Consider the following 13,340-nt stretch of genomic DNA (forward strand, 5'->3'; position numbering starts at 1 on the left):
GTCACTTATCCCCAGTAATATTTATCGTTCAACGCTTGACCGCTGCCAACCGTGAGCCAAAAACTATTTGGAAACATTTCTGCCAACGTTGCCGCAGCTTGGGCAATAATAGCCGGATTATACCGCTGTCCGAGAGCGCAAACAACCCGATAGGAAAGCCTCCCTCGGCGTTGCTTGCATTGCTGCACCTAACCAAGACCAAGCAAAACCACTTTGTCTTTGTCCTTGCGCTTCACTCCAAGCATGAAAGTGATCGGAAGAAAGGACGTGGGTAAAGCCAGCTTGTTCTGCCATTTGGACATATTTCAGCAGTTCGCTCGGCTTAAACTCTTCGTGGGAAGCATGATAACCAATTGTTGGCATAAGTTTTTAGGAGTTTTGAGTTGAGTAGGGGCGGTGCCCTCGTGCCCGCCCTGAGTTCTGAGTTAAAATATCCAGACTTAAAAGCAGGTGATTTAATCAGGACGCCTAGTAAAAGTTTTGAGTTTTAAGTTAGATAAGTTTTTAGCTCGCCAAAAATAATGTTCTACTCAAAATTCATAACTTTCTGTATAACGGGCAAGCTTATGAGCGGAAAATTCGCCGATAGCGAGCTTCAATTACTGAGTAAATTCCATAGGCAATTAAACCCAAAGGTACTAGACCCAAAATTACTGGACTAAAAGGCTGTTGTCCCAGAATTGCCAACACCTCGCCCAATCCCTTTGTTTGACTGGCATCCGATAGCCTTGCTGCTTGAATTAAGAAAAAACCGATTATAACAAAAACAATTCCACGGGCAGCAATTCCGAACCGACCCAACCGTGTCGCCCAATTTTGCTCGGTTTGGCTCATTTCATCTAGCTTGAAATGGTGGCGAAATTTGGCTTTATATGCTTCATAAAAATAAGAAAATCCTACACCAATAACAATTGATCCTGCCAATCCTACCAGCCATTGTCCAAACGGTTGCGCTAAAGTTTGGGCTGTCAAATCTTGGGTTGTATCGCTATTACCACCGCCCGAACCCATTATCAGTTTTACAGCCGTTAAAGCCAAACCTGCGTAAGCTAAAGCACTTAAGGCGTAGCCAATGCGTTGGGCAATTCGCTTGGCATCCATTTTCTGTCCTTGGTGTTCTGGGTCTAGAATTGTCTGAACGATACGCCAAAGGGCATAACCAATAATGCCAATCGTTACCAGAAATAGCATAAATTTACCGAAAGGTTGGTTAACAATGGCTGATAATGCACCGCTAGTATTGGTTGTCTTGCCGCCCATACTAAAGGCTGCTTGTGCTGCTAAAAAACCGACAATAAAGTAAACTAAGCCTTTTGAAGCATATCCCCATCTTGCCAGTCGCTCAAACCAGACATGAGAAGCTGCTTGTCGAATTGACTGTTGAATGTTGTCGGTGGGTGAGTTCTGCGGTTTCATATCTTTATATACTTTAGTTGTTAACGGTGGCTGGCATAGGCATATGGTGAGTTCCTTTCCAGTTAAATGAGTTTTTAAACAAATAATTTATGTTATTATCTATTAATTTAATAATTAGCTTGTTTAGAATTTTTTTTCATCAGTCTTGAGCGGGAGTGTCAGCGGTTGATTGATTTATAAATTTCACATTAATTAGCCTTGACAAATCTAGCTTTATGGGCTATGAGATAGCTTCGATGATGGAGCAGTCGGCCAGCAGTCTAGTATATTTTTGATTCAAAGTTCTTTAACCAAAGTTTTAATAACAATTATAATTCAGGGCGCTAAAAATAATCCCAAAAACCCAATAAAAATCTAAATGCTGTCTAGAGTGCTAATGTGTAATTGGAAAGCAAATATCCCTGCTTTTTCATAAGGATAGGGGTGACAAAATTTCCTGCTGCAATTTGTTTAATTATGAAATATAGCAATAACACCTCACCTGCTTTCCAATGCGAATCTAATAAAGGCATCCCTACTAAAATTACGCTTAAAAATTCGCCCTTATAGGGAATAAAAGCGAATATAAATGCCACAACTCCGTTGACACAAAGCAGTATCACTTGCCAAACAAACAAAGGAATAATGCTCGTAATATACAAAGCCTAAATCATTTGTGAATTTCTTACTGCCTCCCCGAAATCGGGGGGAAGGTTGGGGTGGGGTAAAAGATTTATGAATCCTGCAAGGATTGCTAGTGCAATAAAATTCATGCTTTATGCAATGCCTGCCAACCAACCCATTAAACCCTCTTGGCATTTTGAGATAATTTGATCGGCTCGCTAGCGGTAAAAAGCGGGAAAAAGGCTGATAGTTGCGTGGCGGTATGCCATCGGATTGACCCGAAGTATGTCCAAAAATATAATTAATAAGCTATGGATAATCAGCCTTCGATAGTGGGAATACAACAGATTAATATGCGAATTAGTTCACATAAAAATCGTTTTAATTTGTTGGGTTACATGGTCAATACTCGGAAGGCGATCAAAAATTTGTTCGGGTAATCTTGCTTACAACGAATAGCTCTCAACTCGCATATGAATAGTTGGGAATCTGGAATAGCTGCCCTAACTAGCTTATGGATGTTGTAAGAATGGATGCGCCCCAGTGCGGGAGTTGGGAATCAAGCACCTATCGCTAATACTCCGATCGCACTTAACTTAAAGCTTTATCATAAATTTTTCCTCAATCATCTTCCATCAGGTGGATATTTTCTTATGGCATCAGACAGATGGCAAGGTTGGGCTAGTTAGATTAAATAGAGATAGAAGCAAGATTTTGAAATGGTGAACAAAGAGAATAGACTTTTTGCCTAAGTCGATTTTTAAGACTCTAAATTCCCATTGTCGCAAGAAGTTGATTGTTCAGAACCGGGAGGATTTTAGGAAAATCCAATCAACCACAATGGCAGTACCTGTGTTAAGTTCAACCTTTTATTTACCGGAAATTTCCGAATTCGGTACCCAAACATCCGGCATCCTGTCCTGCCCTTAACTGACTTTTCAGGAAAACTCTAATAGCTAACCACAAGGCGATCGCTTGCGACAGGAACACAAGCAGAACCTATTTCTTACGTCGTTTGCTTTGATGCTCAATTCAGCAATAAGGTGTATATAATGAATCAACTGAATCAACCAGAATCCTTGTCGCAACCGCTGATCCAAAGCGAATTCGTTGCAACTTTTCGCTTGTTTAGTAGATTTAGCTTCTGGATACAGTTATTCTTTGGTGCGGTTTCCGGCATTGTTTTATTATTTGCTATGTTGGGTCGCAACATGAGCGAACAAACCAATAATGCAGGTATTGGTTTCGGGGTATTTTTAGCAATAGTTGGTCTGTTATTGCTGTGCTTTAGAATTTTTTGGGATTTTCGCTATAGGCTTTTAGGGCGACTTTTGCACGCAGAAAATTCCCAGGTATATCCCAGTAAAGAACATATTACTCACACCTTACGGATTGGATTAGTTTCTAGTTTGGTGGGGGTATTAATCGCGTTTGTCGCTTCTGAAGAAACAGTTGCTGTAGTTCTAGCGAAAACTCTTAGTCAACCGCAAGCGATGGCAGCTTATGCGCCAGAAAATGTGATTCGTTCCCTAGATATTTTTGTAACGATGGCTAACGTCAATCTGATTGGCGCTCACTTTTTTGGAGCTGTTACTTCTCTTGGGTTACTCAATTGGGTAGAAGAGTAGTTGGCAAAATTAGCGATCGCTAAAGGGAAACACAACTCCTATGCCGTCAGGACTTACAAGCGCTTGCCGGTTTAAGTAAGGTTTTTGGTTTTGCACTGTCTTGGTAAAAGAGAGCGAAGACAGTGCAGCTACAAGCTAAACAAGTTGGCTATTTTGATGAACATCTAATCGGAAATGAGTAGCCATCACTCCCGCTAATGGTAGTCAGCTTGAGCAACTTTTTTTTAAAAAGGGAATGTATTTATTATCGGGGAAGATATTATATCTACCTTTATATTGATAGATATATTTTAAATTGGAACCAACAAAACTAAGGCTCATATTCCGAAAGATGAGCCATAGCCGTGGCATTCAAATTCCTAAATAACCCTGTGACCGAGTCTCTAAACAAAGCCATGTTATACAGTTTATCTATTAGGAAATGTACTTAGTAGATGAGGTAAAAAAACTGGTTTCTGGCGCCCATCCGTAAGTTTTATATATAATGAATTTTTAGGCGGGCATAAAAAATTTTCCTCTGAGGTAGGTCTGATGTTTCCAGTGTGGTTGCAGGCAGGATTTTGGGGTTTAGTGGGGGGTTCGGCGCTGCTACTGGGAGCGGCGGTGGGTTACTTTGTCAGCATTCCCCAGCGCGCGATCGCGACAATTATGGCTTTTGGCGCCGGTGTGCTAATTTCAGCGCTATCCTTTGAACTGATGGATGAAGCTTACAAGCGCGGCGGTTTCGACTCGACGGCGATCGGCTTTTTGGGTGGCGCTGCTGTCTACACAGCCGCCAATTGGTTTTTGAGTCAACAGGGAGCAAAACACCGCAAGCGATCGGGCGCTTTGCACCCAGCTAAAACAGAGTCAGGCGATGGCGGATTAGCCATCGCCCTCGGCGCGCTGTTAGACGGGGTACCGGAGTCGATCGTCATTGGTGTCAGCATGATTTCTGGAGGCGCTGTCAGTTCGGTGACAGTAGCGGCAATTTTCCTCTCCAACATTCCCGAAGGGCTCTCTAGCGCCGCCGGCATGAAAAAAGCAGGGAGATCGATCGGTTACATTTTTGGAGTTTGGGGCGCGATCGCACTTATTTCCGGTATCGCAGCATTATTAGGATATACGCTTTTTAGCCACTTTTCTGCGGAAGTAATAGCCGCTACTACCGCCGTAGCAGCAGGGGGTATTTTAGCCATGATCTCAGATACTATGATTCCCGAAGCATTCGAGGAAACTCACGATTTTGCTGGACTAATTACTGTCTGCGGTTTTTTAGCTGCTTTTGTACTCAGTAAGTTAGCAGACAGATAATTGATAATTAGCGATCGCTCATCACTAATGTAGAATTGCTCATTGCTGAGAGTTATAGTGTTTTTGATATAGACACAGATGAATTGGATATGTTGCCAAGCTGTATCGAACCACAAAAAAGCTTATAATTCACATTAAAGGTCGCAGCCGGTCAAGAGGTGTTGGAAAATTTATGTGCGTCAAATTAGGGCAGATCCTGCACGAAAGCTACAAAATTATCGCTTTGTTGGGACAGGGAGGGTTTGCTAAAACCTATACGGCTGCACAAATAAACCAACCAAATCATTCTCTGTGCGTTGTTAAGGAAATTCCTTTTCCCTCATCGAATGATCGCCACGTCTTGGAGATGGCAAGAAAGCGATTTGAAAGGGAAGCTAGCGCTTTGCGCTGTCTAGGGAAGGACTCGCGCATTCCCGAATTATTCGATCGTTTTGAAGAAAACAACCATTTTTATTTAGTTCAAGAATACGTTCAAGGGCATCCGCTCAGTCAGGAACTTGCTGCGGGCGATCGGGGGAATGAGAAAAAAACCGTTGCTTTGTTGCGGGAAGTTCTAGAAATATTAAAATGTGTCCACCAAGAAAATATAATTCACCGCGATATTACACCTGCTAACTTAATTCGGCGCGAAACAGATAAAAAAATTGTTCTAATTGATTTTGGGGCGGTCAAAGAAATCAGCACTTTTACCTCTAACTCTACAGGTGAAATATTCACATCGCAGGCGATCGGCACCAGCGGTTATATGCCGGCCGAACAATACAATCCGCGCTCTCTACCGCAACCCTACAACGACATTTACGCTCTCGGAATTATCGCCATCCAAGCTCTCACCGGGCAACGTCCCACCAATCTGCCGCAAGACCCCGAAACTGGGGAAATTGTCTGGGATTACTCGACGCCCGATCGTCCTGCGGTACAAGTTAGCGACAAGCTCAAAAATATTTTAACCAAGATGGTGCGTTTCCACTTTCAAGACCGCTACCAATCTGTGGATGAAGTTTTGCAAGACTTGGATTTGTCGATCGTCGCAGGGCCTGATTTACCCAAAACTTCGCGGAAGTTGCGATCGGGCTTTCGCTGTCTGCTGTTAGCTGTTGCGGGAATCGCGGCTTTTGGGGCGATCGTATTTTTAATCCCCAGAATTTCTCCGCAACCAACGTTGCCTACACCCTCCGCCGATGGTGTAAGTTCCGGCGAAAAACTCTTAGTGCAAACCTCCGCCCTGTGGTCAAAACAAAGGGGAATCAATGAGTTTGCCGACTCAAATTATCCCGAAGCTTTAAAATTGCTCAAACAGTCCTGGCGGGAAGACCGCAGAGATCCAGAAACTTTAATTTATATCAACAATGCTTTGCTGAAGGCAATAAATGCAGAATATTACACGATCGCAATTGTTGTTCCCATCCGCAGAAATCAGGACGGCAGCATCCTCAACGCAAATTTAGCTGAAGAACTGCTCCGTGGCATTGCTCAAGCTCAAACCGAAGTTAATTTAGGTCTTCTGGCTGCAAATGAGAACAATAAAGATTTTCCAGGTCAAGGCTTTCTTGAACCAAAAGCTATTAGGACAAAGGGTCTCAAAGTCATGATTGCTGATGATGGCAATATCAAATCCTACGCGGTTCAAAGGGCTAATTATCTGGTCGCTCAGCCCGATATTCTAGCAGTTATCGGACACTACACCAGCGACATGACTGTGGAAACCGTAGATATTTACAATCAAAATAAACTAATCGCTATTTCTCCGGGAAGCACAACAGAAGAACTGACGCGAAAACCTCGAAAATTTTTCTTTCGGACGGCTCCGACAACTAGCATAGAATCTGAAGCTTTAGTAAATCAACTGCTCTCGGTCGGTGAGAAAAAAGCCGCAGTATTTTACAATCCCAACAGTCCGTTCAGCGCTTCTTTGTGGGAAGAATTCAAAAAGCAATTTAAAGCAAAAGGAGGAGCGACTTTTAGGCTAAGTAATTATTACGATTTATCTAAAAATAATTTTAACGCCGAAGCAGCAATCAAAGAAGTTGAGAAAGCAGGAAAAACCGCCTTACTTGTCATTCCCGACGGTCAAGTCACTAATTCCCTAGAAAATGCGATCGAAATGATAAAAGCTAACGGTGATCGCAATTGGATTGTTGGGCCGTGGACTCTGTACGAGCCGAGAACGTTAGAAGTAGCAAAAGAGCTAAAGTCTATTGAAAAACTGGGAATATCCCTGTTTTGGCATCCGCTAGCAAGCTTTGACAAAAAATTTCCTGTAAACGCGGAAAAATTATGGGGAGGCCCGGTGAATACTCGATCGGCCTTAACCTACGACGCCGCCCGGACGCTGATTAAAGCCCTAGAAATGCAGGCGCAACCCACTCGCGAAGGAATGCAAAAAACCTTAGCAGATCCAAACTTTAAAGCCGAGGGAGCCACGGGTATAATTGAGTTTGACTCAAAGACTGGAAATCGGAAAAATCCTCCCAAACGAGTAGCCCATATTGTAGCCTGTTCTACAACAACATATGGCGTTACCTTTGTGCCTATCGAATTTCCCACCGCCACAGCCGCAGGTTTAAAGTGCGATTGAATTGATATGTTGTGGCATTGTCAACAAACCCTTCAATGGCTGGCAGGATGCCCAGCCCGCAAGAAAAATTACTCTTTGTGGAACAGGCCGAAAAGCGCTGTTAAGCATGATGCAATATGTGGGAGTAATTGATATCTTGTGGGATTGTCAACAAACGGTCCGGGACGAGTTTTACCAAAAATAATTGCCTAAAACCAAAAATCTCATAAACCCGCCCCCACCCGACGATAAAATCCTGGATAGAGAATTGTGCAAGATGTGCGAGTGAATTGATATCGTGTGCCGAACGCAACAATCCGCCAGATGTTTCAATCTTACAGCCGACTATTGTCACAGGTGCAACATATGAATTTATTAGATATATTAAACAAGGTTAGTCTTTTCTATAATAACGCTTATGGCTGTCAATCTCGCTTCCCCAACAAGTTCTAGTCTCAAACCAGAACCACAGAATATCTCAGCTCTCAAACAAGTCTTCCAGACAATTGATGCCGATAGCTGTCCGGGTTCTTATAATTTTCATATGCACACAGTCTACTCCGACGGCCGATTGCAGCCAGAGAAATTGATGGAACAAGCCATAGCCAGAGGTCTCAAGGGCTTAGCTATCACCGACCACCACAGCACCGAAGGCTACGTTAAAGCTCAAATTTGGCTGGATAATTGGAAATTAAACCATCCTGACAAAAATAGTGAAGCACCTAGTCTCTGGACAGGCGCTGAAATTAATGCCGAATTACTCAACAATGAGGTACACATTCTCGGTTACGCCTTTGATCCGCAACATCCCAGTCTCAAACCTTACTTGCGAGGTAAAAGCACTGAAGGCACTTATTGTTATTCAGCAGCCAGGGTAATTGAAGCTATTCATGAAGCAGGAGGTTTAGCAGTTCTAGCACATCCTTGCCGGTATCGATCGACTGCAGATAAACTAATCCCAGAAGCAGCCCGTTTCGGCATTGACGGTGTAGAAATTTACTATGCTTACGGTAATCCCAATCCTTGGAAACCAAGCCCCAAACAAACTGCTTTAGTCAAAGATTTAGCAGAAACTTATGGTTTGCTGGGAACTTGTGGCACGGACTCTCACGGCCTGAGTCTTCTCGTCCGAATCTAAATAGTTCGGAAATAAGAAGTGCTTTATCCTGTCCTTACCAGTCTAAGCGTTAGCGGATATATCTCTTATGAAAGCAATCACAAAGAGCCGAAAACAAACAGTTTATCTGGTCATATTATGTCCGCTAAAATGCCTACCATAAAATTGTTTGGTAGTGAGGACTTCAGTCCTCATAAAAGTCTGTGGACTGAAGTTTTTACTACTTGCCTTATAACGGCTATTTTACGGGACGTGATATCATTGCGATCGCCAGAATGATCTTTCGGTATCCAAAAGTAAGCAATTGCTTTCTTCAGGTAATATTCTTGCAACTCCGAGAGACATTGCGCCCTAAAAACCAGTCGCCATTCTACCGTTCGGGGAATAACTGACAAGCCCTGTTAGTTGGCTGATTTGCCCAATCCAAGCGAGAATTTCCAAATCGATCCATCCAACCTTCTAAATAAGCTCGATTAGCCTTTTTTTCCTCTGGATCGGAGGTATTCATGGGATGAGGTGCTAGACCCAAAATAGTCGCCGTCGTCACGCAAAACATCGACTTCTGAAAACTTTGGCAAATTTGCACCCGCAGATCATCTTCACCCCGACAGCTAGTGCGATAAACTTCGTGCAAATACTCCGGCAGAAAATGCCGCATATCTTGCATCAATTGAGTTGGCGGAATCCCTGCACCTCCAATGGGTAAAGGGTCAGCAAACAAAGCCCCGTAGGCAAAATCTTTTTGTTTTTCCGGGATTTGATGGGCTTGAGCGTTGTAGGAAACTGTGCCAAAAAAAGCTGTGCCCCGAAAGAAAACAGCCTCTACATAAGGCACGGCTACATCTGGTAAAAATGTCAAATTAGCCGTCGCTGGCAGTATATCGTAGACTTGAGAGCCAATCTTGACGCTGTAGGTAATCGGTAGGCTGGCCGCGGCGACTAAACCGGCTTTGACAAAATCAACTACATCAGAAATAGACTTAGTTTCCCCTCGATCGTAGGAATCAGATAAGTCTATAAACAAATCGCTCATTACCCGCCAAAACTGACCGAGACCTGTGTAGTAAGCCAGCATCCGCACTTGTTCCGGCAAAAAATCAGGAAAGGTTTTGTTTAGTCCCTGCATGAAAAAATTGCCTTTCAGTTTAGCTGCGATCGCCTTTTCGGCCAAACTGCTAAATTCCGGGGAATCCAAATAACTGTCCAAACCGCCGCCGCCGTGCCAAAACATTGTTCTCATGCAATACTCAGCATACTCAAAATTTATGCGATCGTGCCACAAATAGCGTGTTAATTTGGGCAGATTTACATCTCCGTTGAAATATTTAAAAAACGGAAAAAGCACTAAAAACTGTTCTTCGGCAATATAGTTGAGATTGCGAGAATAGGCATCTAAAACAATACCATAACTTTTTAGAATGCCGACAACTTCTACTACATTTTCCGTCGATTCAGGAAGCAAAGCTTTGCCTGATTCCAATATGTCAATGTATGCGGATAGGGGATGGGAAGATGGTTTTAATACGGTACTTGTCATTTTAATTAAGCCTGAATAGAAGGAAGAACGAAGAAAGAGGTTTGTAGTAAGGACTAAAGTCCTTGAATGATGGGCTAAAGGCGGTTAAGAGAGGACTTGCACTCCTCACTACGTAAAAGCTGTTAAGAGAGGACTTGCATTCCTCACTACGAACCTAGGTCATATTTTATTTCAAGTTTTGAGCAATAACTTTAACTTGCGGTGGCACATTAGCAACCATTCCGATCGCAGTTTTTTCGCTCAAAGCAACTAAAACTCCCGGCTGCACTCCCATGATGGCGATAATTATTGCTAAAATCAGCGAAGGGATGCGATCGCGCCAGCGGACTTGTGGCAAATTTACTACCACATCCGAAAGGCGGCCGAAAAAGGCGCGGTTGACCATAATTAAAAAGTAAACTGAAGTTAAACCAGTGCCGATCATGCAGAGCAAAGTTTGCACGGGAAAAACTGGCAAACTACCCCGAAATATCAAAAATTCCGCAATAAATCCAGCCAAACCCGGAATGCCGGCACTTGCCATCACGCCGAGGATCATTAAACTGCCAATCATCGGCAAACCGCGATCGGGATTAAATAAACCTTTTAGCACCTCGATATCTCGAGTGCCGGATTTTTTGTAGACAACGCCGACACTCAAAAATAGCAGCCCCGAAATTAAACCGTGGCTAACCATTTGCAAAACAGTTCCCAGCATACTAATCGGAGTAGCTGCGGCGCTAGCTAACAAAATGTAGCCCATGTGAGCGATCGAACTGTAAGCTACAATTTTCTTCATATCTTTTTGGGCGATCGCGCAACTCGCTCCGTAAAGCACGCTTACCACCGCCCAACTCGCCAACCAAGGTGCCACCACCGCCCACGCATCGGGAAACAAACCCAAACCAAAGCGCAGCATCCCATAAGTTCCCAGCTTCAAAAGGACCCCCGCCAGCAGCACCGAAACCGGAGTAGAAGCTTCTACGTGAGCATCCGGCAGCCAAGTATGAAAAGGCACCAAAGGTATCTTAATTCCAAAAGCCAGCAACACCCCTGCGAGCAAAACAATTTGCCTTACCAAAGGCAAGGGCAACCCTCCTTGCAAATGCGATGCGCCCGCTGCGCCAACCATATCGAAACTAGAAGCACCGCTAAGCCAACCAGTCCCCAAGAAAGCAGCCAGCAGCACAATTCCCGAAAAGGCAGTATAGATTAAAAACTTAGTAGCAGCGTAACCCCGGCGCTCGCCTCCCCAAATTGCAATTAACAGGTAAAGCGGAATCAATTCTACCTCAAAAAACAGGAAAAATAGCAGCAAATTTTGAGATAAAAAAGCCCCTGTTACGCCGCCGGTAATTAACAGAATCAAAGAATAATAAAGTCGAGGTCTGCGGATCGACTCATCCGTAGCGTAAATAGCTATTCCTGTCAGCAGAGTATTTAAAATTACCAAAGGCAGAGCCAAACCATCAACACCGAGATTGTAATTCAATCCCAAAACATCTACCCAAGGAATAAATTCCGAAAACTGCAACTGACTGGTACTGGCATCAAACTGAACTGCCAAAATCACCGAGAGAATAAAAGTTATACCCGCAATGGCGATCGCGACATTCCGAACTATTTTAGAACTCACTGAACCGGGCCAGAGCCCAATCAGGGCAGCAGCCAACATTGGTATCCAGATTAAAGCACTGAGCATCAATTAAAACTTTCCTTTGTTACACAGTATTTAGAGCTATATTTAACATTAACGCAAAGCAACTACATATAAAAGCGATCGGCTAATTTTCTTGTTAACATAGATTCAAATGTCTCTGGAATCCTCCTATGACCTCAAGTCTTACAGATCGAGAAGATTTGCAAATTAAATCCGGTTCTCCTTCCACCCGCCTCACCGTTGCCGACTTGGAAGAACTGCAATGTATACTCTGCGAAGCACATCTAGACTACCAACTCGAACTGGTAGACGGGAAGATTATCGTTATGGGCCCATCAAACATTGTATCGAGCGAAATTGGACTTGAGTTTGGCAGTCTTTTGCGTAACTGGGTCAAACCCCGCAAACTCGGACGAGTGTTTGAGTCCAGCGGCGGGTTTATTCTCCCCAATTCAAATCTTACAGCACCGGACGTTTCGTTTGTGGTAGCCGATCGCCTCAAACAAAGTAAAAGGTATTTTGCCGAACTTGTTCCCGACTTAGTGGTAGAAATCAAATCTCAGTCTGATCGCCTCAAACCCCTCCGAGAAAAAATTTTATCATTCATCGAACTCGGAGCCAAAGTAGGAATATTAATCGACCCAGACAAGCATACAGTAACAATTTACACTACGATAGCCGAGCCAGTGGTATTGAGAGACGGCGACATGGTTTCAATTTCCGAACTTTTGCCCGGTTGGGAAGTTCCAGTGACCGAATTATGGCCGATCGATTTTGAATAAAACTAGATAAAAAAGCAGACAAACCCAGACTAAAATCATCTGCGTTCATCTGCGTTCATCCGCCCTCATCTGCGGTTAAAAATTAAATAACATCAGACCAAAAGCAGACAAACCCCGAAAAATTCATCTGCAAACCTCTACAGTTTAAAACTGCCAAATAATCAACGCCAGCAACACAGCAACCCCCCCCGCAATAGTCAACACATAAAACTGCGACTGACCAGTGCCGGTGTACTTCAACCCTTCACCGCTGAAAATTGTGGCAAAACCGAACAAATTCACCGCCCCATCCACCACATACTTATCAGTCCAAGCGCTGATTTTAGAAATAAAAGCCACAGCCCAAACGACAGTCAAGCGGTAAACTCGATCGATATAAAAATCGTAAGCAAACAAATCCTGCAACGCCGGCACCGGCAGCCGTACCGGTCGAGGTAATACCCCGTACCAATAAATCGCCACCCCAACCGCAACGCCAATCAACCCAGATAACAACAACAGCGGCGTATCCAGCGTCTTCAAAAGCAAATTTAAAGCATCAAAATCTCCAGTTTCCGCCCAAGGCCCAGTCCAACTAATTAATAGTTGCCACTCCTGCAACATCCAAGGCACTAATAGCCCCATTACTGTCAAAATTACCATCGGCAAAGCCATCGGCCAACCAACTTCTGGAGCTCTGCGAGTTTTCGGCTGCGGTTTTCCCACAAACACTAAACCGAATATGCGAGTTAAATTTAGCGCTGTCAAACCGTTAACTAAAAGCAGCAC

At 43.7% G+C, this 13,340-nt stretch carries 9 protein-coding genes and 1 pseudogene; 5 read left to right on the forward strand and 5 right to left on the reverse strand.

Annotated elements, in window-relative coordinates; genetic code table 11:
- Nucleotides 1-117 precede the first annotated feature (117 nt).
- Together QUA38_RS21930 and QUA38_RS21935 are read right to left on the reverse strand one after the other, a co-directional pair.
- Nucleotides 118-363, reverse strand: a complete 246-nt coding sequence (locus QUA38_RS21930) for an LLM class flavin-dependent oxidoreductase (RefSeq protein ID WP_333165529.1) — start codon at nucleotides 361-363, stop codon at nucleotides 118-120.
- A gap of 201 nt (nucleotides 364-564) precedes the next feature.
- Complete coding sequence (locus QUA38_RS21935) at nucleotides 565-1,416, reverse strand: DUF1206 domain-containing protein (RefSeq protein ID WP_333165531.1); 852 nt, start codon at nucleotides 1,414-1,416, stop codon at nucleotides 565-567.
- A 1,655-nt stretch (nucleotides 1,417-3,071) separates the two neighbouring features.
- On the opposite strand from QUA38_RS21935, the gene QUA38_RS21940 reads away from it, so the two are divergent.
- The 4 genes from QUA38_RS21940 to QUA38_RS21955 all read left to right on the forward strand — a co-directional run bounded on the left by QUA38_RS21940 (nucleotide 3,072) and on the right by QUA38_RS21955 (nucleotide 8,635).
- On the forward strand, nucleotides 3,072-3,647 hold the full coding sequence (locus QUA38_RS21940) for a DUF3611 family protein (RefSeq protein ID WP_333067969.1): 576 nt from the start codon (nucleotides 3,072-3,074) through the stop codon (nucleotides 3,645-3,647).
- A gap of 531 nt (nucleotides 3,648-4,178) precedes the next feature.
- Nucleotides 4,179-4,940 (forward strand): ZIP family zinc transporter, encoded by a 762-nt coding sequence (locus QUA38_RS21945; RefSeq protein WP_333165533.1) that lies wholly within the window; start codon nucleotides 4,179-4,181, stop codon nucleotides 4,938-4,940.
- Between the two features lie 172 nt (nucleotides 4,941-5,112).
- Nucleotides 5,113-7,518 (forward strand): bifunctional serine/threonine-protein kinase/ABC transporter substrate-binding protein, encoded by a 2,406-nt coding sequence (locus QUA38_RS21950; protein ID WP_333165535.1) that lies wholly within the window; start codon nucleotides 5,113-5,115, stop codon nucleotides 7,516-7,518.
- A 397-nt stretch (nucleotides 7,519-7,915) separates the two neighbouring features.
- Nucleotides 7,916-8,635, forward strand: a complete 720-nt coding sequence (locus tag QUA38_RS21955; protein ID WP_333165536.1) for a PHP domain-containing protein — start codon at nucleotides 7,916-7,918, stop codon at nucleotides 8,633-8,635.
- Nucleotides 8,636-8,984: 349 nt separating this feature from the next.
- Here the strand turns inward: QUA38_RS21955 and QUA38_RS21960 are convergent, their stop codons facing one another.
- Together QUA38_RS21960 and QUA38_RS21965 are read right to left on the reverse strand one after the other, a co-directional pair.
- Nucleotides 8,985-10,151 (reverse strand): CO2 hydration protein, encoded by a 1,167-nt coding sequence (locus QUA38_RS21960; RefSeq protein ID WP_333165539.1) that lies wholly within the window; start codon nucleotides 10,149-10,151, stop codon nucleotides 8,985-8,987.
- A 166-nt stretch (nucleotides 10,152-10,317) separates the two neighbouring features.
- Nucleotides 10,318-11,832, reverse strand: coding sequence for an NADH-quinone oxidoreductase subunit M (locus QUA38_RS21965; protein WP_333165542.1), 1,515 nt, complete (start codon nucleotides 11,830-11,832; stop codon nucleotides 10,318-10,320).
- 128 nt (nucleotides 11,833-11,960) lie between these two features.
- Here QUA38_RS21965 and QUA38_RS21970 point away from each other — a divergent pair, with 128 nt between their 5' ends.
- Nucleotides 11,961-12,572: a Uma2 family endonuclease gene (locus tag QUA38_RS21970; RefSeq protein ID WP_333165545.1), complete on the forward strand. Its 612-nt coding sequence runs from the start codon at nucleotides 11,961-11,963 to the stop codon at nucleotides 12,570-12,572.
- Nucleotides 12,573-12,716: 144 nt separating this feature from the next.
- Here the strand turns inward: QUA38_RS21970 and QUA38_RS21975 are convergent.
- A pseudogene (locus QUA38_RS21975) lies at nucleotides 12,717-13,340 on the reverse strand (NAD(P)H-quinone oxidoreductase subunit F); the annotation flags it as partial.

It is taken from the genome of Microcoleus sp. Pol12B4, from assembly GCF_036701385.1.
Taxonomy (GTDB): Bacteria; Cyanobacteriota; Cyanobacteriia; order Cyanobacteriales; family Microcoleaceae; genus Microcoleus.